At 71.8% G+C, this 21,115-nt stretch carries 23 protein-coding genes and 1 pseudogene; 11 read left to right on the forward strand and 13 right to left on the reverse strand.

The features are described from left to right. The first annotated feature begins 5 nt into the window (after positions 1 to 5). Entirely contained in the window at positions 6 to 1,376 is a 1,371-nt protein-coding gene (locus ACE1OC_RS34565; RefSeq protein WP_407840274.1) for a nucleobase:cation symporter-2 family protein, read from the forward strand. Here ACE1OC_RS34565 and ACE1OC_RS34570 read toward each other — a convergent pair. Then, positions 1,338 to 2,546, reverse strand: coding sequence for a DUF2254 family protein (locus ACE1OC_RS34570; protein ID WP_407840275.1), 1,209 nt, complete (start codon positions 2,544 to 2,546; stop codon positions 1,338 to 1,340). The genes ACE1OC_RS34565 and ACE1OC_RS34570 overlap by 39 nt on opposite strands. 306 nt (positions 2,547 to 2,852) lie before the next feature. On the opposite strand from ACE1OC_RS34570, the gene ACE1OC_RS34575 reads away from it, so the two are divergent. Both ACE1OC_RS34575 and ACE1OC_RS34580 read left to right on the forward strand, forming a co-directional pair. Then, positions 2,853 to 3,326 carry a hypothetical protein gene (locus ACE1OC_RS34575; protein ID WP_407840276.1) on the forward strand — a complete coding sequence of 158 codons (474 nt, stop codon included), beginning with the start codon at positions 2,853 to 2,855 and terminating at the stop codon, positions 3,324 to 3,326. A 115-nt stretch (positions 3,327 to 3,441) separates the two neighbouring features. Beyond that, positions 3,442 to 4,176: a hypothetical protein gene (locus tag ACE1OC_RS34580; protein ID WP_407840277.1), complete on the forward strand. Its 735-nt coding sequence runs from the start codon at positions 3,442 to 3,444 to the stop codon at positions 4,174 to 4,176. Positions 4,177 to 4,230: 54 nt separating this feature from the next. On the opposite strand, the gene eno is transcribed toward ACE1OC_RS34580, so the two are convergent. Then, positions 4,231 to 5,547: a phosphopyruvate hydratase gene (eno, locus tag ACE1OC_RS34585; RefSeq protein WP_407840278.1), complete on the reverse strand. Its 1,317-nt coding sequence runs from the start codon at positions 5,545 to 5,547 to the stop codon at positions 4,231 to 4,233. Positions 5,548 to 5,711: 164 nt separating this feature from the next. Here eno and ACE1OC_RS34590 point away from each other — a divergent pair, with 164 nt between their 5' ends. Next, the gene (locus ACE1OC_RS34590) at positions 5,712 to 6,134 is read left to right on the forward strand and encodes a MarR family winged helix-turn-helix transcriptional regulator (protein WP_407840279.1); all 423 of its coding nucleotides are present in this window, start codon (positions 5,712 to 5,714) and stop codon (positions 6,132 to 6,134) included. A 28-nt stretch (positions 6,135 to 6,162) separates the two neighbouring features. On the opposite strand, the gene ACE1OC_RS34595 is transcribed toward ACE1OC_RS34590, so the two are convergent. Both ACE1OC_RS34595 and ACE1OC_RS34600 read right to left on the reverse strand, forming a co-directional pair. Further along, the gene (locus ACE1OC_RS34595) at positions 6,163 to 7,029 is read right to left on the reverse strand and encodes an ABC transporter permease subunit (RefSeq protein ID WP_407840280.1); all 867 of its coding nucleotides are present in this window, start codon (positions 7,027 to 7,029) and stop codon (positions 6,163 to 6,165) included. Continuing rightward, a complete protein-coding gene (locus tag ACE1OC_RS34600; RefSeq protein ID WP_407840281.1) occupies positions 7,026 to 7,937 on the reverse strand; it encodes an ABC transporter ATP-binding protein in 912 nt (303 codons plus the stop codon). The genes ACE1OC_RS34595 and ACE1OC_RS34600 overlap by 4 nt, the downstream gene beginning before the upstream one ends. A gap of 222 nt (positions 7,938 to 8,159) precedes the next feature. On the opposite strand from ACE1OC_RS34600, the gene ACE1OC_RS34605 reads away from it, so the two are divergent. Together ACE1OC_RS34605 and ACE1OC_RS34610 are read left to right on the forward strand one after the other, a co-directional pair. After that, on the forward strand, positions 8,160 to 9,239 hold the full coding sequence (locus ACE1OC_RS34605; protein ID WP_407840282.1) for a sensor histidine kinase: 1,080 nt from the start codon (positions 8,160 to 8,162) through the stop codon (positions 9,237 to 9,239). Continuing rightward, on the forward strand, positions 9,236 to 9,931 hold the full coding sequence (locus ACE1OC_RS34610) for a response regulator (protein WP_407840283.1): 696 nt from the start codon (positions 9,236 to 9,238) through the stop codon (positions 9,929 to 9,931). Before ACE1OC_RS34605 ends, ACE1OC_RS34610 begins: the two co-directional genes overlap by 4 nt. Here the strand turns inward: ACE1OC_RS34610 and ACE1OC_RS34615 are convergent. Together ACE1OC_RS34615 and ACE1OC_RS34620 are read right to left on the reverse strand one after the other, a co-directional pair. After that, positions 9,898 to 10,495: pseudogene (locus ACE1OC_RS34615) on the reverse strand (response regulator). The gene ACE1OC_RS34610 and the pseudogene ACE1OC_RS34615 overlap by 34 nt on opposite strands. 360 nt (positions 10,496 to 10,855) lie before the next feature. Continuing rightward, entirely contained in the window at positions 10,856 to 11,806 is a 951-nt protein-coding gene (locus tag ACE1OC_RS34620; RefSeq protein ID WP_407840284.1) for a glycoside hydrolase family 16 protein, read from the reverse strand. Between the two features lie 419 nt (positions 11,807 to 12,225). On the opposite strand from ACE1OC_RS34620, the gene ACE1OC_RS34625 reads away from it, so the two are divergent. The 3 genes from ACE1OC_RS34625 (at position 12,226) to ACE1OC_RS34635 (ending at position 16,239) form a co-directional block, all read left to right on the forward strand. After that, positions 12,226 to 12,756, forward strand: coding sequence for a hypothetical protein (locus ACE1OC_RS34625; protein WP_407840285.1), 531 nt, complete (start codon positions 12,226 to 12,228; stop codon positions 12,754 to 12,756). A gap of 94 nt (positions 12,757 to 12,850) precedes the next feature. Beyond that, entirely contained in the window at positions 12,851 to 14,938 is a 2,088-nt protein-coding gene (locus ACE1OC_RS34630; RefSeq protein ID WP_407841775.1) for a bifunctional polysaccharide deacetylase/glycosyltransferase family 2 protein, read from the forward strand. A gap of 2 nt (positions 14,939 to 14,940) precedes the next feature. Further along, positions 14,941 to 16,239 (forward strand): acyltransferase family protein, encoded by a 1,299-nt coding sequence (locus ACE1OC_RS34635; RefSeq protein WP_407840286.1) that lies wholly within the window; start codon positions 14,941 to 14,943, stop codon positions 16,237 to 16,239. 252 nt (positions 16,240 to 16,491) lie between these two features. Here the strand turns inward: ACE1OC_RS34635 and ACE1OC_RS34640 are convergent, their stop codons facing one another. The 4 genes from ACE1OC_RS34640 to ACE1OC_RS34655 all read right to left on the reverse strand — a co-directional run bounded on the left by ACE1OC_RS34640 (position 16,492) and on the right by ACE1OC_RS34655 (position 18,355). After that, positions 16,492 to 17,028, reverse strand: a complete 537-nt coding sequence (locus tag ACE1OC_RS34640; protein ID WP_407840287.1) for a SixA phosphatase family protein — start codon at positions 17,026 to 17,028, stop codon at positions 16,492 to 16,494. Beyond that, positions 17,025 to 17,513, reverse strand: a complete 489-nt coding sequence (locus ACE1OC_RS34645) for an ATP-binding protein (RefSeq protein ID WP_407840288.1) — start codon at positions 17,511 to 17,513, stop codon at positions 17,025 to 17,027. Before ACE1OC_RS34645 ends, ACE1OC_RS34640 begins: the two co-directional genes overlap by 4 nt. 12 nt (positions 17,514 to 17,525) lie before the next feature. After that, positions 17,526 to 17,891, reverse strand: a complete 366-nt coding sequence (locus ACE1OC_RS34650) for an STAS domain-containing protein (RefSeq protein WP_407840289.1) — start codon at positions 17,889 to 17,891, stop codon at positions 17,526 to 17,528. Positions 17,892 to 18,001: 110 nt separating this feature from the next. After that, positions 18,002 to 18,355, reverse strand: coding sequence for a PRC-barrel domain-containing protein (locus ACE1OC_RS34655; RefSeq protein ID WP_407840290.1), 354 nt, complete (start codon positions 18,353 to 18,355; stop codon positions 18,002 to 18,004). Positions 18,356 to 18,541: 186 nt separating this feature from the next. Between ACE1OC_RS34655 and ACE1OC_RS34660 the strand changes: the two genes are divergently transcribed. Beyond that, the gene (locus tag ACE1OC_RS34660) at positions 18,542 to 18,775 is read left to right on the forward strand and encodes a hypothetical protein (RefSeq protein WP_407840291.1); all 234 of its coding nucleotides are present in this window, start codon (positions 18,542 to 18,544) and stop codon (positions 18,773 to 18,775) included. Between the two features lie 9 nt (positions 18,776 to 18,784). Here ACE1OC_RS34660 and ACE1OC_RS34665 read toward each other — a convergent pair whose 3' ends face one another. Continuing rightward, positions 18,785 to 18,973 (reverse strand): DUF6381 family protein, encoded by a 189-nt coding sequence (locus ACE1OC_RS34665; RefSeq protein ID WP_407840292.1) that lies wholly within the window; start codon positions 18,971 to 18,973, stop codon positions 18,785 to 18,787. Positions 18,974 to 19,083: 110 nt separating this feature from the next. Beyond that, positions 19,084 to 19,932 carry a class II glutamine amidotransferase gene (locus tag ACE1OC_RS34670; RefSeq protein WP_407840293.1) on the reverse strand — a complete coding sequence of 283 codons (849 nt, stop codon included), beginning with the start codon at positions 19,930 to 19,932 and terminating at the stop codon, positions 19,084 to 19,086. A 106-nt stretch (positions 19,933 to 20,038) separates the two neighbouring features. On the opposite strand from ACE1OC_RS34670, the gene ACE1OC_RS34675 reads away from it, so the two are divergent. Continuing rightward, entirely contained in the window at positions 20,039 to 20,461 is a 423-nt protein-coding gene (locus ACE1OC_RS34675) for a CBS domain-containing protein (RefSeq protein WP_407840294.1), read from the forward strand. An 11-nt stretch (positions 20,462 to 20,472) separates the two neighbouring features. On the opposite strand, the gene ACE1OC_RS34680 is transcribed toward ACE1OC_RS34675, so the two are convergent. Next, positions 20,473 to 21,087 (reverse strand): alpha/beta hydrolase, encoded by a 615-nt coding sequence (locus ACE1OC_RS34680; protein ID WP_407840295.1) that lies wholly within the window; start codon positions 21,085 to 21,087, stop codon positions 20,473 to 20,475. Positions 21,088 to 21,115 lie beyond the last annotated feature (28 nt).

Raw genomic sequence — 21,115 nt, forward strand, 5'->3', positions numbered from 1 at the left:
TGCCCATGCGGCGGATGGTCCCCGCCGCCCTGCAGCACGTGGCCAGCATGTACGCGGGCCTCGCGGCGCCCCCGCTGATCATCGGCGGCGCCCTGGGCCTGACCGCGGCGCAGCTCACCGCGCTGCTGGCCGCGAGCCTGGTCGTCGCCGGCCTGGCCGCCGTGGCCCAGACCCTGCGCTTCTGGGGTGTCGGGGCCGGACTGCCCGTCACCAACGGCGTCTCCTTCGCCGTCGTGTCACCGGTCCTGGCCGCCTCCGTGTCACGGGGGCAGGACACCCTGCCCCTGGTGTTCGGCGCCACCCTCGTCGCCGGGCTCGTCTGCTTCCTCCTGGCCCCGGCCTTCTGCCGGCTCCTGCGCTTCTTCCCGCCCGTCGTCAGCGGCTCCGTCATCACGCTGGTCGGACTCTCGCTGCTGCCGGTGGCCGGGGAATGGGCCCGGGGCGGCGAACCCGGGGCCTCCGGCTACGGATCGCCGTCCAACCTCGCGCTCGCCGCCGGAACCCTCGCCGTCACGCTCCTCCTCCACCGGCTCCTCAGCGGACGCTTCCTGCAACGGGTGGCCATCCTGCTCGGTCTCATCGCCGGCACGGCGGCCGCGGTGCCGATGGGCAAGGTCGAGTTCCAAGCCCTCTCCCAGGCACCGCTGTTCGCGCTCCCGGAACCGTTCGCCTTCGGTGCCCCGCAGTTCGAGGTGCCGGTCATCGCCACCATGCTCGTCGTGATGCTCGTCTCCATGACGGAATCCACCGCGTCCCTGGTCGCGGTGGGATCGGTGGTCGACCGACCGGTCGACGCCCGCGTCATCGCGGGCAGCCTGCGCGCCCAGGGCCTGGGCACCGCACTCGGCGGTGTTCTGGGGGCCTTCGTGAGCACCGCCTACGCGCAGAACGTCGGCCTGGTCGCGATCAGCCGCATCCGCAGCCGGTACGCGGTCACCCTGTGCGGGGCGATCCTGGCCCTCATGGGCCTCGTGCCGGTCCTGGGCTCGCTCGTCGCGCTCGTGCCGCTGCCCGTGCTCGGCGGGGCGGCGGTCGTCTTCTTCGGCTCGATCACCGTCGCCGGGATCCGGACCCTGGCCAAGGCCTCCCTCGCCACCGGGCACAACGGCATCATCGTGTCCGTCGCCCTCGCCTTCGGTCTCTTCCCCGTCGCATCGGCCGACTTCTACGAGCGGCTCCCCGCGCCCGTCGCCCTGGTGCTGGGGTCGGGCATCACGGCGGGATGCCTCGTCGCCGTCCTCCTCAACCTGCTCCTGAACCACTTCGGCCGGGGCAGCGAGGCCAACGAGAGCCACGTCCCCACCGCCCAGGTCAACGCCTTCGACGGCATCGGCCGCTCAGGCGCGCCGGGGGGCGCGGCTCGCACCTCCGGGTGAGGCCCCGCCCGGCCAGGCGAGCGGGTACCTCTCGCGCCCGGCCCGGTCGACCCACCGGAGCCGGTCCCGTACGGGACCGCGCCGGCTCTCCGGGGCCCGCTCCGCAAGCCCGGCCAGCAGGTCGTGCATCCTGCGCAGTGCCATCGGGGAGCCCGTGGCGGCGTAGAGGACGTCGTCGACGGCCGTCCGCAGGTACCGCTCCCAGTCGGGCACCGGGACCGTCACCCTCAACCGGCCGCTCCCGTCGGTGAAGTGACCGATGCTCAGCTCGCGGCCGACGAGGCGGTTCAGCAGGTCCTCGATGCGGTCCAGGCTCTCCACCGCCGTGGCCGGGTCGTTCACGGCCGGGGAGAGGGCGCGCAGCGCGATGTCGGCGAGGAGCCTGAAGGGCAGGTCGGGGTCCTGGTCGAAGGTGCGCTCGACCCCGGTCTCCAGGGCGCCGCGCAGAACCGCCTCGGGTACGTCGCCGCCGGTCACCTCGGCCAGTGTCATGCCCCGGGACACGGTCGTTCCCGGGGGGAGGAGGAAGGCGATGGAACAGTCGCGCTCCCTGGCCGCGCCGACCAGGGTGCGTACGTCGATCTGCTGGATCACCACCGCCGGTCCGGACCACAGGACGGTGGTGGTCCCGGCCGCCGGGTCCGGGCCCGGGTCCGGGTCTGGTGACGTGCCCGGGGCGTACGGCCGTACGTACAGGTCGTCGAACAGCCGGTGTGCCCGCGCGGCGATCGCGGTCAGGGAATGGCCGAGCTGGATCGATCGGAACGCTCCCGTCTGCAGCGACCGCATGAGAGCGAGCGCGACCAGGGTGAGCACCATGGCGGCGCCGGGAACGAGTGTCGAGACGGTCGCCCTGCGGGCGCCGACGGCCAGCCCCGAGGTGATGCAGAAGACGAACACGCCGACGGTGAAGGCGAACGTGCGCCACACGATCGGGTCGTCCCGGAAGAGACCGAGGCGCGGAGTGAAGGTGGTGGCGGAGAACTGGATGACGAGGAACAGCATCGAGTAGATGATGCTCACCAGGCTGATGACACCGAATCCGAGGGTGAACAGGAGCGTCACCACGGGTCCCGCGTCCACCTGAGGGCCCAGGGAGAGCCTGGGGACCAGCACCCCCAGGGTCACCCCGGCGACCGCGCAGACGAGCTGGGCCAGATCCCTGCGCATCGCGCGCCTGGGGCGATGGAACGCGGATCTCCGCCCGCGTCGTCCCGTGCGGGCCCGCAGGCGCCCGGGGTCGTCGGCCGAGCCGGACATCCAGCCTCCTCCAGGTCCCGGTGAGCGCACCCCACTGATAGAGGATGCAACCACGGGAGCCGCGCGAGCGGGCGGCGAAATGCCGGATGTGAGGCATTTCGTGGAGTCTTGGCGCCGGGGCGTGGTCCGTGCGTGCACCGAAACCGCCCCGGACGTACGCCTGGTGTCAACGGGGCTGCCGCGCAGCGGATTCCGGCCGCCGGATAGGGTCGGGGCGTGATCACGGCCGGAGCTGCATCCAGTGCGAAGCGGGCCCGCCGTCCGGCGGGTGCGCTGCGACTGCTGTGGCTGGCGGCCCTGTTGTTCGCGTTCCTCTACACGCATGCCGCCGGAGCCGACACCGCCACGGCCCACGTCGCCCGCGGGGTCGTCCCCGTCGCCCACCTGGATGCCATCGGGGTCGAAGCCCCCGGTGCTTCCGGTGCTTCCGGCGCCGCCGACATGTCCGACTCCGGCGCCTCCGAGGCGCCCCACGGGCACGGCGGCGGCAGTGGGCATGGGCACGCCGCCGAGGCGTGCGTCTCCGGTCACCCCCAGCAGGGTGCGGAGCTGCCCGTGCCGCCGCTGGTTCCCCTCGGCGCCCTGTCGCCCGCCGCCGGCGCGATGCGGTCGGCCCTGTGGGTGCGGACCGTCCCGTCCGGCCTTCCGCCCTTGCGCAGCGTCCTCGGCTCCGTGGTGCAGCAGGTATAGGACCGGGCGCTTTGCCCCGTTCTGACCTGACCTGACTCTCATGGCAGACCCCGGGCCGCCCTCGCGCGGTCGACCGGGCGATGAGCCATGCACGCAGCACCAAAGGAACTCGCACGTGACTTCGACCCAGCTCTTCGGCGCCCGGACCGCGGACACCTCGCCGGAATCTGCCGCCACGGGACGCGCCGCCCGGCGCAAGCACCGCTCCAGCATGGCCCGGAGGCGGTCCCTGGCCGCCCGGTACCTCGGCTACGTCGGCTACTTCGTCGGCGCCGGCCTCATCAGCGGCGCCGTCGTCCACCACCCGCTCGACCCCGACCGCTACACCCGCATCGCCGCGTACGGCGCCCTCGTCTTCCTCGCCGCGACCGTCCTCAACGAGTTCGTGCTCACCAGGGAGCGCCCGGGGCTGCCCCGGCTGCTGCTGGTGATGGGTGCCTCGCTGCTGCTGTCCTTCGGCATCGGCATGCTCAGCGGCGGCCTCCAGCACTTCGACGATTTCCCCGCCCGCGGAGCCGTCCTCGTCCCCGCCGGACTCGTCGTCTCCTTCGTCGCCTACGTGATCAAGGACGCGGACACGCCGGCGCGCCGGATCTTCGGCGTCGTCGGTCTGGCGGTGCTCGTCACCGCGACCGTCGCCTTCCTCGGCCTGCGGGAGGTGGCGGCCTCCATGGAGAGCACGTCCGCAGGCGGCCACAGCCACGGCACGGCCGGAGAGCCCGAGGCCGACGACCACGCCCCTGCCCCCACCACGGCCCCGGCGAGCCCGGGAGCCCCCGCCCCCGGGGCATCGCCCACCGCGAAGCCCGCTCCTGCGGCCCCCTCGCACGCCGACGGCCACGCCCACTGAGCCACTGAGCCGTCACGGGCCCCGCACCCACCGGTGCGGGCGGGGCCCTTTCGGTCACGCCCCGCGCAGCGCGGAGCGGCCGGCGAAGCGGGCCGAGGAGCCCAGCTCCTCCTCGATGCGGATCAGCTGGTTGTACTTGGCCGTCCGGTCGGAGCGGGAGAGCGAGCCGGTCTTGATCTGACCGCAGCCGGACGCCACCGCCAGATCCGCGATGGTGGTGTCCTCCGTCTCGCCCGAGCGGTGCGACATGACGGCCGTCCAGCCCGCCTGGTGGGCGGTGGCGACGGCGGCCATCGCCTCGGTCAGGGTGCCGATCTGGTTGACCTTGATCAGGATCGAGTTGCCCGCGCCGGTGCGGATGCCCTCGCGCAGCAGGGTCTCGCTGGTGCAGAACAGGTCGTCGCCGGTGAGCTGGCAGCGGTCGCCGACGCGGGCGGTCAGCTCGCGCCAGCCGGCCCAGTCGTTCTCCGCCATCGGGTCCTCGATGGAGAGGACCGGGTAGGAGTCGATGAGCTTGACCAGGTAGTCGACGTTCTCCGAGGGGGTGCGGCGCACTCCCTCGCCCGCGTAGTCGTAGACCCCGTCGCAGAAGAACTCGGAGGACGCCGGGTCCATGATCAGGCCGATGTCGGTGCCGGGACGGTAGCCGGTGCGCTCGATGGCGGCCATCACGAAGTCGAGGGCCTCCTCGGCGGTGCGCAGCGCGGGTGCGAAGCCGCCCTCGTCGCCGACGCCCGTGGAGTGGCCGGCGGCAAGGAGGTCGCGGCGCAGGGTGTGGAAGACCTCGCTGCCCATGCGGACGGCTTCGGCGAAGGTGTCCGCACCCACGGGCGCGATCATGAACTCCTGGAAGTCCAGCGGATTGTCGGCGTGGGCTCCGCCGTTGACGATGTTCATCATCGGCAGCGGCAGGAGGTGGGCGTCGGCGCCGCCGAGGTAGCGGTACAGGGGCAGCCGGTGGGCCGCCGCGGCGGCCTTGGCGGCGGCGAGGGAGACGCCGAGGATCGCGTTGGCGCCGAGCCGCGACTTCGTGGCCGTCCCGTCGAGGGCGATCAGGGCGGCGTCGAGGCCGGCCTGGTCCGCAGCGTCCCGGCCGCGAACGGACGCCGCGATCTCCCCGTTGGCGTGGGCCACCGCCTGGTCGACGCCCTTGCCGTGCCAGCGCGTCGAGTCCCCGTCGCGCAGCTCCACGGCCTCCCGGGCGCCGGTGGAGGCGCCCGAGGGGACGGCCGCGCGCCCCAGTGACCCGTCCGCCAGGACGACGTCGACCTCGACCGTGGGGTTGCCCCGGCTGTCGATGATCCGGCGGGCGGTGACGGTCTCGATGGTGGTGTCGATGCTTTCGGTGGTTCCAACTGCCAGTGTGGACATGGGTGGTTCCTCCCCGTTTTCGCGTGTCGTGGCCCCGGCTGCGACAGTGCTGGCGCTGAGCCCGACAAGGCCAAACCCTACAGCAATGCTGTTCAGTTTTGCTGAACAGCATTGCTGTACTGGTCACCTGCGCACCGACGCTGACCAGCGGGGTATGGTGCCTCATGCCCACCTCGGAAGCCGCCGCCATCGCCGCAGAACTGCGCACCGCCATGGGCAAGCTCACCCGGCGCGTCAAACACGAGGACCGCATTCCGCTGGGTCAGGTCGCCGTGCTCGGCGTGCTGGACCGCGACGGCGCCATGACCACCAGCGACCTCGCCGCGGATCAGCGCGTACGCCCGCAGTCGATGGCCCGGGCGGTGGGACTCCTCATGGAGCAGCACCTGATCACGCGCCGCGCGCACCCCACGGACGGCCGCAAGTCGCTGGTCGAACTGTCGGACGCGGGCCGGGCCGCACTCGAGGCGGAGCGCGGCCGCAGGGCCGGCTGGCTCGCCCAGGCCATCGAGGCCGAACTCACCGACGAGGAGCGGACGGTACTGGCCCGGAGCGCCACCCTCCTGGAACGCCTCGCCACCCGCTAGCACCCCGGCGCGATCCGAACCGTCGGCCTCAGACGTCCCGGTGCCGGACGACCGTCACGGCGACGATCACCGAGACGAGCGCCCAGGCTCCGAGCGCGATCCAGGAGCCGGTGACGGTGCCCGGGTGGGCGCCCAGGCTGGTGTAGGAGTCCGGGTTGAGGGCCAGCCGTCCCTGGGCGGCGAGCGGCAGGTGGTTGCCGATCTCCTTCAGGGCCCGGTACCGGTCGCCGCCGAAGAGCAGGGGCAGGATGAAGAGCATGCCCACGACCGCGACGATCGAGGCCGTGGCGTGGCGCAGGACGGCCCCGAACGCCATGCCGATCAGGGCGCACACCGGGACGACCAGCGCGTAGGCCGTGACGGCCCGTAGGCAGCCGGGGTCGTGGATGGAGAGTCCGACGTGGCGGGAGGCCAGCATCGCGTTGACGGTGAAGAACGAGGCCGCGGCGACGACGGAGCCGAGCAGGAGCGTGACCGCCGCGACCAGGACCACCTTGGCCGTGATCACCGCACGCCGGGCGGGGACGGCGGCGAACGTGGTGCGGATCATTCCGGTCGCGTACTCGCCGAAGACGGTGATGGCCCCGAAGGAGGCCGCGGCCAAGGCCATGACGGCGGCGGCGATGTCGCTCAGGCCGTGGAACAACGGGTCGTACACGTAGGGAGGTTCGCCGGGAAGCGGGGGATGCGGCTGGTCGATGTACGGCAGGTCGGAGAGGACGGCGTTCACGTTGACCGCGATCGCGACGACGGCGCTGAGGACGAGCACCCAGTAAGTCGACCTGAGCGAGCGCATCTTGATCCACTCGGCGGCGAGCAGGTCGGTGAACCCGGCCGCCGCGGGTTCGGCCGCCTGCTCGAACTGCCGGGCGCCGGACGGGGCCAGTGGGCTCATCGGGGTTCTCCTGCGAGGTATTCGACGCTGTCGGCGGTGAGGGACATGAACGCCGACTCCAAGGACGAGGTGTGGGCGGCCAGTTCGTGCAGCACGATGCGGTGCCGGTGGGCGAGGTCGCCGATCCGGGCGGCCGTCAGGCCGGTGACGCTGACGGCCGGGCCGCCCTCCCGTTGCACCGACGCACCCTCCGCGACCAGTACGGCCTCCAGGGCCGCCGGGTCGGGGGTGTGGACCGTCACGCCCCGGGAGGCGTGCCGTGCCGAGAACTCCGCCAGGCTCGCGTCGGCGATCAGACGGCCCCGGCCGATGACGATGATCCGGTCGGCGGTGTGCTCCATCTCGGCCATCATGTGGCTGGAGACCAGGACGGTGCGGCCCTCGGATGCCAGCTTCCTGAACAGCCCGCGCACCCACAGCACGCCCTCGGGATCGAGGCCGTTCAGGGGCTCGTCGAACAGCAGCACCGGCGGATCACCGAGCAGGGCGCCCGCGATGCCGAGGCGCTGCTTCATCCCGAGGGAGAACCCGCCGATCCGGCGGCCCGCGGCCTTGGTCAGCCCGACGTCCCGCAGGACCGCGTCCACCCGGGACGGGGGGATGCGGTTGCCGCGGGCCAGGGCGGCCAGGTGGGCCCGCGCGCTCCGCCCACCGTGCACGTCCTGGGCGTCCAACAGCGCGCCGACGTGGCGCAGTCCGCGCGGGCGCCGGGTGAAGGGAACCCCGTCCACGGTGACGGTCCCGGAGGTGGGCGCGTTCAGGCCCAGGATCATCCGCAAGGTGGTGGACTTGCCGGCGCCGTTGGGGCCGAGGAAGCCCGTCACCAGGCCCGGTTCCACGGTGAAGGTCAGGTCGTCGACGGCGACGGTGTCGCCGTACCGCTTGGTCAGCCGAGTCGATTCGATCACGGGGTCCACGCTGCCGGTACGGGTACGGACCGCGCGTCGGCCGGTGGTTCACAGTGCGGAGCCCGCCGGTGGCCCGGGGGATTAGGCCCGTGGGCCAATGCCCCGGCGGGCGGGCGCGGATACGATCGGCCGATGACCGCCACCCCTCGCCCACCCCTGCTCAGACGCGTGCCACCGGGTGCGTGGGTGGGTGCCTTCTGGGTGGCTCTCATCCTCGTGCGCATGCTGCAACGGCCGAACGAGCTCCGCCACCTGGTCCAGTACCACGGCAACATCGAGGACGCCCCGCTCCTGGTCACCGCCGTCGTCACGACCCTGGGCGCACTGCTGCTGTTCCGGGCGCCCCTGGCGGCCGTGGCCGTCGCGCTCGCGGGCTCCGTGTTCGCGCTCGGGATGGCGGTGCGCGAGACGACCTTCGTCCTGTTCCTGCTGGCCGACGCGGCCGTGGGCTACACCGCCGCCACCCGCCCGCGGCGGGTCTCGGTGCCCGCCGCCCTGCTCTGCGTCGCCACGCTCGCGGGCTACGCGGCCTGGCAACTGGCCCGCGGAAACTTCTTCAACCCCACGGCACCCGCCGGGCTCGCGTCGACCGTCGTCATCGCCTGGCTGGTCGGCAACACGATCCGTCAGAACCGGGCGCACGCCGACACGGTGCGCGCCCAGGCCACACGACAGGCGGTCACCGCCGAACGGCTGCGGATCGCCCGCGAACTGCACGACATGGTCGCCCACAACATCGGCATCATCACCATCCAGGCCGGCGTGGGCAGCCGGGTCATGGACACCCAGCCCGCCGAGACGCGCAAGGCGCTCGACGCCATCGAGGCCACCGGCAGGGAGACCCTCGCCGGCCTGCGGCGGATGCTCGGCGCCCTGCGCAAGGGCGAGGAGGAGGTGGCGCCGCTGGATCCGGTACCCGGCCTCGCCGCCCTCGACCAGCTGGTCGGGCGCAGCGCGGCCGCTGGTGTCCGGGTCGACGTCCGCAGGCTGGGGGAGCGGCGCGAACTGCCCCCGGACGTCGACCTGGCGGCCTTCCGCATCGTCCAGGAAGCGGTCACCAACGTGGTGCGGCACTCCGGCACCCGGGACTGCACCGTCACGGTCGACCACCGCCCCGGCGAGCTGGCCGTCGACGTGCTCGACCGCGGCCGCGGGGGCAGCGCAGGGGCCTCCGGCTACGGCATCGTCGGCATGCGGGAGCGAGTCGGCCTGCTGCACGGCGAGTTCAGCGCCGGTCCGCTCCCGGACGGAGGCTTCCGCGTGGCGGCCGTGCTGCCGATACCGGTGGAGGCGGCACGATGATCCGGGTGGTGCTGGTCGACGACCAGCCGCTGATCCGTACGGGCCTGCGCGTCCTCATCGCCGACACCCCCGACCTGGAGGTGGTCGGGGAGGCGGGCAACGGCGCCGATGCCGTGGAACTGGTGGCCCGGCTGCGGCCGGACGTCGCCATCATGGACGTCCGGATGCCCGGAACGGACGGGATCGAGGCCACCCGCCGGATCGGTGCGGAGTCCTCGTCGACCGGGGTGACGACCCGCGTGCTGATCCTCACCACCTTCGACGACGACGAGTACGTCTACGGCGCGCTCCGCGCCGGCGCGAGCGGCTTCCTCGTCAAGGACATGCCCCTGGAGTCCATCCTCGACGGGGTCCGCGTCGTCGCCGCCGGGGACGCCCTCATCGCGCCGAGCGTCACGCGCCGTCTCATCGAGGAGTTCGCGGCGCGGCCCGATCCCTCCCCCGGTGCCCGGCCGGGCGGCTCCCCGGGAGCGCGGCGGGTGGCCGCGGGCGGCATCACGGACCGGGAGCGCGAGGTCCTGACCCTGGTCGGCCGCGGCCTGTCCAACGCGGAGATCGCCGGGGAGCTCACCATCAGCGTGGCCACCGCCAAGGCCCACCTCGCGCGGCTCTTCACCAAACTCGGCGCGCGCGACCGGGTCCAGCTCGTGATCCTCGCCTACGAGTTCGGCCTGGTCGCGCCCCCGGGCTGAGGGGTGACCAACCCCGTCCCGTAGGCCGCGATCACCGCCCGGGCGCGGTCGCGGAGGCGGAGCTTGGCGAGGATGCGGGCGACGTGCGTCTTCGCCGTGGCCTCGCTGACGTGGAAGCGGCCGGCCAGTTAGGCGTTGCCGAGGCCGCGCGCCAGGGCTTCGAGGAACTCCACTACCCGCGGGGTGAGCGCGGACAGGTCCCGGTGGAGGGGAGCGGCGCGGTCGTCGGCGGAGGCGAAGCGTTCGACCAGCCGCCGGGTGATGGCCGGGGCCGGCAGGGCGTCGCCGGAGCGCACCAGCCGGACCGCTGCCGCCAGGTGCTCGGGGGTGACGTCCTTCAGCAGGAATCCGCTCGCCCCGGGCGCTGAGGGCGGCGTACACGTACCGGTCGAGGTCATAGGTGGTGAGGATGACGATCCGGGGCGCCGGGCCCTCGTGTTCCAGGATGCGGCGCGTGGCCTCCAGCCCGTCGGTGCCGGGCATCCGGACGTCCATCAGGACCACGTCGGGCCGGATGCGCCGGACCACGGCGACCGCCTCTTCGCCGTCGGCGGCGAGGATCATCCGGAAACCGGTACGGACCAGGGCCTGGTCGTCGACGATCACCACGCCCGGCGCCGACCATACGATGGTGTCCGGCCGCCGGTTCGGACGCCGGACGCTATGTCGAGGACCTGAACGCCGCGTTGAAGCCGCTCGGCGCGGAGGCGCAGGCGGCCGGGCCGGGCCGTCGGCACCACGATCCCGCCGGCGGACGTGGACGTCTACGGCCTCGTGCTGGTGGGGGCGTTGGCGCTGGCGGGGGTGCTGATCGCGGTGGCCACTACGGGCGGAGTGAGCCGGGCCGGCCCGAGCGGCCCGGCCGGGTCCGGACCGGCGGGGTCCGGACCGGCTCGCTCCGGACCGGCTCGCTCCGGACCGGGGTCAGGACTTGGGAACGGTGTTGATGTGGCTGGTTCCGGCGCTGTAGAAGCCGTCCACCGTTTTCTGGACGTCGGCCTGGGAAACCGCCTCACCGGCCTTGTAGTAGAACCAGTTGACTTTCATGTTCCACGTGCGCGAACCACCGGTGAAGGGAAGGTCGATGAACCAGTTGCTGAAATGCATGTCCACCTTCTCGCGCGGGACGTATTTGCCGGAGCTGGTGAACAGATCCTTGCCGTCCAGCGAATAGGTGGCCTTTCCGTCCATGAAAGTGATCATCATGATGTGCCAGCCCTCGAGGCGCTGCTTCTTGAGCGCGCGGGTGACCCGGTCCGGCGGATCGGCCTTGAACCAGCTCGTGGTGTCGAGCTGCGGACCCACCGAACCCCAGCCGCCGTTCGGCAGGTACTCGTAGTCGAGTTCGCTGTAGTTCGGCGAGGAGTCCGAGGCGGAAATGGGGAAGAAGGTCTCGACGACGTGGTCGCCGTTGCGACCGCTGACGGGCTTGTCGCTCAGGTAGACCCGAGCGGCATAGGTTCCCGTGAAGAGGGGGGTTCCGGTCGTCTGAATCTCGACCTGCTTGGTGCCCTGCTTGGTGCCGTCGGTGGAGGACTGCAGCTGAAGGGCCCTGCCGCCCTGGGCGGTCGCGTCGGAAGGGAAGCTGGCGCCGGCGGAAGTCCAGGTGTCCTTGATCCCCGGGCCGCCCCCACCGGTACGGACCTCCCAGCCGTTGGCCTTGAGCGCGGGGTCGTCGGGGCCGCTGTAGCGGAAGTCGTCGAACAGGGTTCCGGGCGGTCCGGACGGGGTCGGCGAAGCGCTCTTGGCGGGCGCGGCGTCATCGCGGCCGGGGCCGCCGGAGCCGCTGGTGCACGCGGCCAGTACGCACAGGAGGGCGGGCAGCGTGAGCGCGGTCCACGCGCGGCGACGAGAGGTGCGGCGGGGGTGACTCACACGAGCTCCTTGGGGCGTAGAGGCGGTACCTGGACACGCCCTGACATGAGGATCAATGGCTGATCACATGAGGTGGTCATCCTAAGGTTCGCGGCGACCTGCTCGACCCCGGGTCGCCGCGGTCCCGGCGAAACGGTTCCGCCGGACACGCAGTGATCAGTACCCGACAACCGTGCGTGTAGATATACCGACTGGTACCACCAATTGGTATTCCAATCCGATTACGACACCGGAGCAGATGGCGTTAAAAGGGCACATCGGGCCCAAGTCGATTCCGGCCAGTGCACTAGCGTTCGCCCTGCCATCCCGCGGTCTACGTACCCTGCACTGAAAGGCCCCGCAAGGTGCGATCAGCCCCTCCTTCCACCGCACGCGGACCGGCACACCCGGCACACCCGGAACGTCCGGCACAGCCTGAAATGTCAGAGTCGGGTTTCGGCGACCCCGCTCCCGCACCGGTCTTCGTCGACCAGTCGGGTCTGCGCGGCCGTCTGCTGCGGGGTCTCGGCTGGCCCGTCTCCGTGGTCGGCGCGGTCCTGGCGGTCGCCATGGGCAGCAGCCTGATCGGCATGCAGGCGGACGCCCCGGCGATGAGCATCCCCGTACAACCCTCGCGGTCGCCCGCCCCGCCCGTGCCGTCGGCCACCCCGTCGGGGCCGGCAGGGCCGGCAGGGCCGGCAGCGCCCTCGGGGTCGCCCTCGCCCCGGACGGCCACACCCTCCGCGACACCCGCGACGAAGCCCTCGGGCGCCACGCCGAAGCCCTCGGCCGGCACACCGAAGCCGTCGGCCGCTCCGTCGAAGTCCTCGGCCGCCACGCCGAAACCCCCGGCCGCACGCACGGCGAAGCCCACGCCGAGCGCGCCGAAGCCCATGGCCGACCCACAGACCCCCACGGCCACCGCGCCGTCCGGTGTGGGCCCTTCGGGTCCGTCGGCCAAGAACCCCTGATCGTCCGCACCACCCATCTCCAGGAGCGTCATTGTCCCGCCATCAGCGCCGCCGGCAATCCCTGCTGAGGCCGCGCCGACTGGCCGCGCCGCCGCTGCGCTTCTTCATGCCGCTGTCCCTGCTGGCGTGCCTGCTCGCGCTTCTCGTGCTGCGCGGCCTCGCCACCAACGAGGCTTTCCACGACGACCGGATCGCGATCTCGGTCGACAAGACGACCGTGCCGCAGCACCTGCTCAAGGGTGGTCCGGTCATCGACGCGCGCGGCAGCAAGAACGAGCAGCCCGTGAGCTATCACATCCCCGACCGCACCGTGGTCCTGAGCTTCGACGACGGTCCCTCGCCGCAGTGGACTCCGAAGATCCTCGAGGTGCTCGCGCGCCACGACGTCCGTGCGGACTTCTTCGTGACCGGTGCCATGACCACGCGCAACCCGGAGCTGATCCGGCAGATCGTCGCGGGCGGCCACGAACTGGGCGTGCACACCTTCACCCACCCCGACCTGGTGTACCAGTCCCACACCCGGATCAGCTGGGAACTGGCGCAGACGCAGCTGGCGCTGGCCGGGGTCGCGGGCGTCCACAGCGCGCTGTTCCGCCCGCCGTACTCCTCCGACGCCTCGGCGATGGACGACTGGAACTACCCGGTCATCAAGTACGTGGGCGCGCGCGGCTACCTCACCGCCTTCATCGACCGGGACACCGACGACTGGAAGCGTCCCGGTGTCGAGGAGATCGTCAAGGCGGCGATGCCGGCCACGCCCGGTGCGGGCGAGCTGATCCTGCTCCACGACGCGGGTGGCGACCGTACCCAGACCATCGAGGCGCTCGAGCAGATCATCGTCAAACTCCAGGGCCAGGGCTACCGCTTCACCACCATCTCCGACGCGCTCGGCGCCTCCAGCGCCACCGTGCCGGTGACCGGATTCCAGCTGTGGGCGGGCAAGGGATACATCTGGGCCACCCAGGTCGCCGTGCACACCCTGCCGGTCCTGGTCGGGCTGCTGGCCCTCGTCGGCTTCCTCAACTTCGGCCGGTTCGGGCTGATGCTCATCCTCGCGCCGATGCACGCCCGCCGCGCCAAGCGGCGGGACGCCTGGGGAACGCCCGTCACCGAAACGGTCACGGTCCTGGTCCCGGCGTACAACGAGCGCGAGTGCATAGCCAACACCCTCAACTCGCTGGCCGTCAGTGACTATCCGATCGAGGTCATCGTCATCGACGACGGCTCCTCGGACGGCACCGCGGACATAGTCGAGGCGATGAACCTGCCGTTCGTCCGGCTGATCCGCAAGGCCAACGGCGGCAAGTCCAGCGCTCTCAACACCGGTATCGCGGCCGCCTCGCACGAGATCATCGTGATGATGGACGGCGACACCGTCTTCGAGCCGTCCACCGTGCGCGAGCTGGTCCAGCCGTTCGGAGACGCGACGATCGGCGCGGTCGCGGGCAACGCCAAGGTCGGCAACCGCGACAGCCTGATCGGCGCCTGGCAGCACATCGAGTACGTCCTCGGCCACAACCTGGACCGCCGGATGTACGACATGCTGGGCGTCATCCAGACCATCCCCGGCGCGGTCGGCGCCTTCCGCAAGGAGGCCCTGCGGCGCGTCGGCGGGATGAGCGACGACACCCTCGCCGAGGACACCGACATCACCATCGCGGTGCTCTGCGACGGCTGGCGGATCGTCTACGCCGAGGAGGCCCGCGCCTGGACCGAGGCTCCCGCCAGCCTTCAGCAGCTCTGGTCCCAGCGGTACCGCTGGAGCTACGGCAGCATGCAGGCGATGTGGAAGCACCGCGCCGCGGTGACCTCCCGCGGCCCGGCCGGGCGCTTCGGCCGCATAGGGCTGCCGCTCGTCGTGCTGTTCGGCGTGATCGCCCCGCTGCTGGCGCCGCTGGTCGACCTGTTCCTGCTGTACGGCGTGTTCTTCGGGGACGCCGGGATCACGCTCACCAGCTGGGGCGGCTTCATCCTGCTCCAGGCCGTGCTGTCCTGGTACGCCTTCCATCTCGACCGCGAGAAGCCCTGGTACCTGATCAGCCTGCCGATCCAGCAGCTGGTCTACCGGCAGCTCATGTACATCGTTCTGCTGCAGTCCGCGATCACGGCGATGACCGGTGGTCGACTGCGCTGGCAGAAGCTCCGGCGCACCGGCGAGGTCGCTGTACCCGTGGAGGCCTGACCGTGACCGGATACACCGACCTCGGGCGCAACCAGGAAACCGTCCAGTTGAGGGTTCCCGCCATCGTGCGGCAGCGCTGGGAGGCGGAGTGGGAGCCCGAGCCGAGTCCGGAACCGCAGCCCGATGCGCAGCCGGAGTCCAAGGCGCCGTCCGCCCGGAAGGGCGGCCGGGACCGCTACCTCGACCTGCTGCGCGCGCTGGCCCTGGTGCGCGTGATGCTCTACCACAACTTCGGCTGGTTCTGGCTGCCCCTCGTCTTCCCGTCGATGGGCGTGATGTTCGCGCTGGCCGGCTCGCTGATGGCCCGCTCGCTCAGCCGCCCCGCCCTCGGCGTGATCCGCGGCCGACTGCGCCGGCTGCTGCCACCGATGTGGCTGTTCGGCGTCGTCCTGATCACCCTCCAGCTCCTCGACGGCTGGGGTCCCGACTCCGAGGGCCACCCCACCTGGTGGTGGACCAAGATGGCGTTCTGGATCCTGCCGTTCAGCACGCCGCCGTTCGCGGAAGACCTGCCCGGGTTCGGCCGCGTGGAGAGCGGCTGGGCCCTGCAGATCACCGTCCCGCTCTGGTACCTCCGGGCCTACCTCTGGTACGTACTGCTCTCACCGCTGATGCTCCGCGCGCTGCGACGGCTTCCGTGGGTGACGCTGTTCAGCCCCCTGGCGGTGCTGATCGTCATGAACTCGTTCTTCGCCGACCAGGAGTTCGTCTACGGCCGGGTCTGGGAGACCGCCAACGACTTCGCCATGTTCGGCTCCTGCTGGCTCCTCGGCATGGCCCACCAGGAAGGGCTGCTCAAGAGGATCCCGCAGTACATCCTGCCGTCCATCGCGCCGCTCGTCATGGTGGCCGGACTCTGGTACCTGCAGACCCGGCCGGTCGACCCGACCGTGCCGACGGACATCGAAGCCTGGCCGATCGCCCAGGCCCTGTGGTCCTTGGGCTTCGTCGCCATCCTGCTCCACGTCAGTCCTTCCTGGGAGCAGTGGCCCAGAGTGCTGGAACGCTGGAACGGCCTGGTCAGCCTGCTCAACTCGCGCGCGGTCAGCGTCTACCTGTGGCACCAGGTGGCGCTGGTGGCCGCGATCCCGCTGATCGACCCCCTCTGGAGCGTCCCCTTCTTCTACGAGAACTTCCAGTGGCTGCTGGCCAGCCAGTGGTTCACCCTGCTGGTGGCGATCCCGCTGGTCGGCCTGCTGGTCCTGACGTTCGGCTGGGTCGAAGACGTGGCCGCCAAACGCGCACCGCGGCTCCTGCCGTACCCCCGTCGCCAACGGGGCAGGCGCCGGTCCACCGACTGACGGAGCTCCGGCGGGAAGAGGCGGTCTGGGGGGTGTCCGCGAAGTCCCGCCTGCCCCGCGGCGCCTGGCACGCGCTCTCGGCGCACCGGGCGAAATCCCGAGGACGTCCAGTACGCGGGCTTCCGCCCGGCACACCGAGAGCACGCACCAGACGCCGCGGGGCCGCCCTTCGGGCGGCCGGCGGGACTTCGCGGACACCCCCTAGGGGCCGTTCCGGAGCGATCCGGAGCGGCCCCTTCTCGCTGTGGTGCGTCAGCGGGCGGCGCCCCGCGGGACGGCGAAGTCGGTCAGCCGGGCCGAGCCCGGCGCGAGCTCCCGCCAGGAACCGGGGCAGGCGAGCACCGCGATCGCGGACGTCGGGAACTTCTCCGACAGGCGCGCGATCGCTTCGGCCTCCGCGGCGCCCACGGCATCCCGCGCGAGGCTGAGGGCCAGCTCCTCCAGGCCCGGATTGTGGCCGACGAGCAGCAGCGTCCCCACCTCCTGCGGCACTTCGGACACCACCTCCAGCAGCTCCTCCGGCTCGGCGGCGTACACCCGCTCGTCGAAGCGCACCGGGACCTCGACGCCGAGCTGTGCGGCCGCCAGTGCCCAGGTCTCCCGGGTCCGCCGGGCGGTGGAACAGATGACCAGGGCCGGCAGGCAGCCGGTGTCGCGCAGCCAGCGGCCCGCCGCGGGCGCGTCCCGCAGACCGCGCGGGCCGAGCGGCCGCTCGTGGTCCGCGACGTCGGGCCAGGCGGACTTGGCGTGGCGCAGCAGCACCAGGCGGGCGGCGGACGGCGCGCTCATGATCTCAGCCTCATCGCCCCAGCCTCCCACGGTCCACCGCCCGGGACGTACGGCGGTGCGTCGAGCTCCACCCATACGCACTTTCCGCCGCCCACCGGCTCCGAGCCCCACTTCCGGGCCAGCCGTTCCACGATGACCAGCCCGTGGCCTCCCGGCCGTGCCGGGTCCGACGGGCGCCTGACGGCCGGCGCGACGGGGCTCGCGTCGGTGACCTCGATGCGCAGCCCCCCGGCGGTGCGGCGCAGGAGGAGCGAACTCGGCCCGCCCGCGTGCATGCAGGCATTGGCCACGACTTCGGACACCAGCAGCAGGGCATCATCCGCGGTCTCGTCCCGGAGGCCGTGCTCACGGGGGTTCTCCCCCTCCGGCAGCCACCGCCACTCGGTCAGGGCGGCGCGGGTGAAATCCCGGCAGCGGCCGACGACGTCCGTGGTGCCGTGCAGCACCAGACGCCGGGTCTGTTCCGGTGGCCGGTGCTCACTCATCGTGCTCCTCCGTTACGCGCGCTGATGACGTGCCAGCGCCGCATCCACATCGGGATGCAGCGGGAACAGTCCGGCCACGCCCGTGATGTGCAACATGCGTTCGATCGGCTGGTGGAGGCCGATCAGTTCGAGACTGCCACCCGACTCCCGGACCGCGAGCCGGCCGTGCAACAACACGTTCAATCCCGTGGAGTCGCAGAAGTCCAGCCCGCTGAAATCGAGGAGCAGCCGCTGCCCGCCGCCCGCCCGGGCGGCTTCGAGAGCCGCCCGCAAGGGTTCGGCGGTGCTGTGGTCGAGCTCGCCCGCCAACGCCAGGACGGTGGCTCCCTCGACGGGCCGTACTTCGACCGCGAAGCGTCCGCCGTCCGCCGTGGCCATCGCGCACCCCTTTCCCGCGGGTTCCTCACACGGGCTCGTCTTCCGGATACGTCGCGCGCCTACCCCCTCACACGCCACCGAACCGTGACACTAGGGGCGCCAGCGCCCGGTCACATGTGGGGCTGGTTGTAGTACCGGGCGAACTGCTCGAGGTAGGTGGGCCCGCCGCCGTACTTGGCCCGGTCGAACTCGGGAGCGTTCTTGATCTGCTCCTTGCTCCGGTCGACGTAGACCTTCTCCTCGACGGTGTCGATGCGCTTGATCGTGCCGGCCGGGAGCAGTACGTGCTTGCCGAAGATCCAGACACCGGTGTCGACGACGATGTGGGACGCTCCGACGTCCTCGGAGTGCTTGTCGATCTTCCCGATGCTGCCGTCGGTGGCCTCGACCTTGTATCCGACGAGGTCGATCCCCTTCTGATATCCGGCGTCCTGGTGGTAGCCCCAGATCTCTTCCGTGCTCATGGCGCGTCCCCTTCCGTGTGAGGCGACGGTCGCCTTCCGTGCGAGGCGACGGTCGTCGCCGTCCCACAGGCGTCTCCCCAGAAAGCGCGCGGGCACGCACGGCGGGCTCCGTCCGGCCGGTACGCGGGAGGTTTTCCGCCCAGGTGTCCGGGCAGGGGCGATATGAGACCCGGGAGGCGATGTCGCATGACCGAAGGCGCGATCCCCTACCTTCCCCCGGCTCGGGTCACCGTGCTCGGGGTGTGCCCCGCCGACCCGCCGTTCCGCATCGTGGAGATCGACGGCCAGGTGGCGAGCACCGCCAGGTCGATGACGGACGTGGTCCTGACCGCGGCGGCCGCCGGCATCACGATCCACGACCTCGACGACCCGGAGGAGGTCCGCTGGGTCGGAGGCGGGAGGTTTCACTGGACCGGGTGAGCGCGGGTGCTACATGGGGTCCATGGTTCCGCTGCCCGGGCCGTTCTCCTGCTCGCTCTTCTTCCGGATGTGCAGGGCCTTCTCGATGAGCCGCTGCCGCTCCGCCGGATCCGTCGCGCGCTGCGACGCCTGCTCCAGTTCCTGGGCCTTGTCACGCATCTGCCGGGCCCGCTCGCTCGGCTGGCTCTCGTTGATCATGAGCGATCCCTCGCTTCGGAGAATGCGGTACTCCTGCGGTAGTGGGTCCTCCCAGCCAATCAGCACGGCACCGCACCCGCCACCGCGGCTCCCGGGACGAGGAGCAGCCGTCAGCGGAATTCCGGTACGAAGGGGAGCCAGTCCCTGTCCGGAGCGGAGGGGATCACCGTGTAGCTGGCCTGGGGAAGCTCGTTCCAGACGCCGGGGAGGTCCCCCAGGGGTTCGGAGACCACGATGCGCGACACGTCGGAGATCTCGCGGAGGTACTCCACCTCGGGGTGGAGGTGGCGGACGGTCTCGGCTCGGCTGCTGTAGAAGAGCGAGCGGGCCGCACCCCCGCTGGAGTAGCGGAAGGCCCAGAGGTACTCGCCGTCGCTGATCGCCAGCGTCATCTGGAGCGGTTCCGCGATGCCGTGCTCCTTGCCGAGGCGCTCCACGAGCCCGGCCATCCGGGCCACGGCGCCCGGGACGTCCTGGTCGAGCCCGAAGGTGACCGCCAGGTAGAACATCACCTCGGAGTCGGTGGACCCCTCGATGGCCGGGAAGAGGGCCGGGTCGACGGCCAGGCAGAGGTCCCGCTGCAGCCGGGGGAAGTCCGCGATGGACCCGTTGTGCATCCACAGCCACCGGCCGTGGCGGAAGGGGTGGCAGTTGGTCTGCTGGATGGCCGAGCCCGTCGAGGCGCGCACGTGTGCGAAGAACAGGTGTGAGCTGACGTGCGCGGCGAGCTCGCGCAGGTTGCGGTTGTTCCAGGCCGGGGCGATGTCCCGGAAGACGGCCGGTGTGCCGTCCCCGTTTCCGGCGGTTGCGCTGTACCAGCCGATGCCGAAACCGTCGCCGTTGGTCGTCTCGACGCCCATACGGGCGTGCAGGCTCTGGTTGATCAGCGAGTGCTCCGGACGGTAGAGCACGGCGTCGAGCAGCATGGACGAGCCCGAGTAGGCGAGCCACCGGCACATGCGCACCATCCCCTTCGCGGCCTCATCCGAGCGTAACCCCACGACCTGCGCACCCGGGGTTTGCCGCCGGGCCGGCTGGAAAGACGCCGGGTACGGAGGTGCAACCATGACCCGGCGAGTGCACGAGGTGATGACCGGCAATCCGGTGACCGTCGAAAAGCTGACGTCCCTGGCGGAAGCCGCCAGGGTGATGCGGGACGCGGACATCGGGGACGTCCTGGTCGTCGACGACGGTCGGCTCCACGGCATCCTGACCGACCGGGACCTCGTCATCCGGGCCGTGGCCGACAACCGGGATCCCGCCGAGACGACGGTGCAGGCGGTCTGCACCCCCGCACCGGTGACCGTAGGGCCCGACGACTACGTGGACCAGGCCGCCGATCTCATGCGGCGGCACGCGCTGCGGCGCCTGCCCGTGCAATCCGAGGACGGCGAGCTCGTCGGCGTCGTCACGCTGGGAGACCTCACGGTGGAACGCGACCCAGGGTCCACCCTCGCGGCCATCTCGGCCGCGGAGCCCGACACCTGAGACGCGCGCGGTCAGTCGCGCGAGGTGCGGTCCGTCGCCGGGTAGGCGAGGGGCTGGGCCGCGAGCGGTTCCCCGGCGTCGCGGAAGGCCAGGGCCACCGATGCGGCGAGGGCCGCGCCCGCGCTGTCGCCCGCGAGGGCCAGCCGGTCGCGCCGGCCGCCGTACCGGTCGATGTGGCCGGCCGTCCTCCGGGCCGCGGCCAGGCAGTCTTCGTACGCGGCCGGGAACGCGTGCTCGGGGAGCCGCCGGTAGTGCACGGCGACCACGACGGACCCGAGATCGCGGCAGAGGCGGCGGGCGACGTGGTCGTGGGTGTCGAGGTCTCCCACGATCCAGCCGCCGCCGTGGAAGAAGACGACGGTCGCGGTGGCCCCGTCGACTGCGGCCCCGCCGACGGCAGCCCCCTCGACGGCGGGCCGGTAGACCCGCACCGGTACGGGACCGGCGGGGCCCGGGACCGTCTCGTCCGCCACGGATCCGACGCCGATCGGTGTTCTCGGCGCCACCGCGGCATTCGCGTGCCGCTCCCGTTCCCGGAGTTCCGCCGGGTCGGCCGTGAGGATGCGCTCCCTCGGGCCCGCCGGGACCTGCGAGAGGAGCGCTGCGACGGACGGGTCCAGGGGCATGGCGAAAGGCCTTCCGGGTCGTGCGGGC

The sequence above is a fragment of the Streptomyces stoeckheimensis genome, assembly GCF_045822005.1.
GTDB classification, from domain to species: domain Bacteria; phylum Actinomycetota; class Actinomycetes; order Streptomycetales; family Streptomycetaceae; genus Streptomyces; species Streptomyces stoeckheimensis.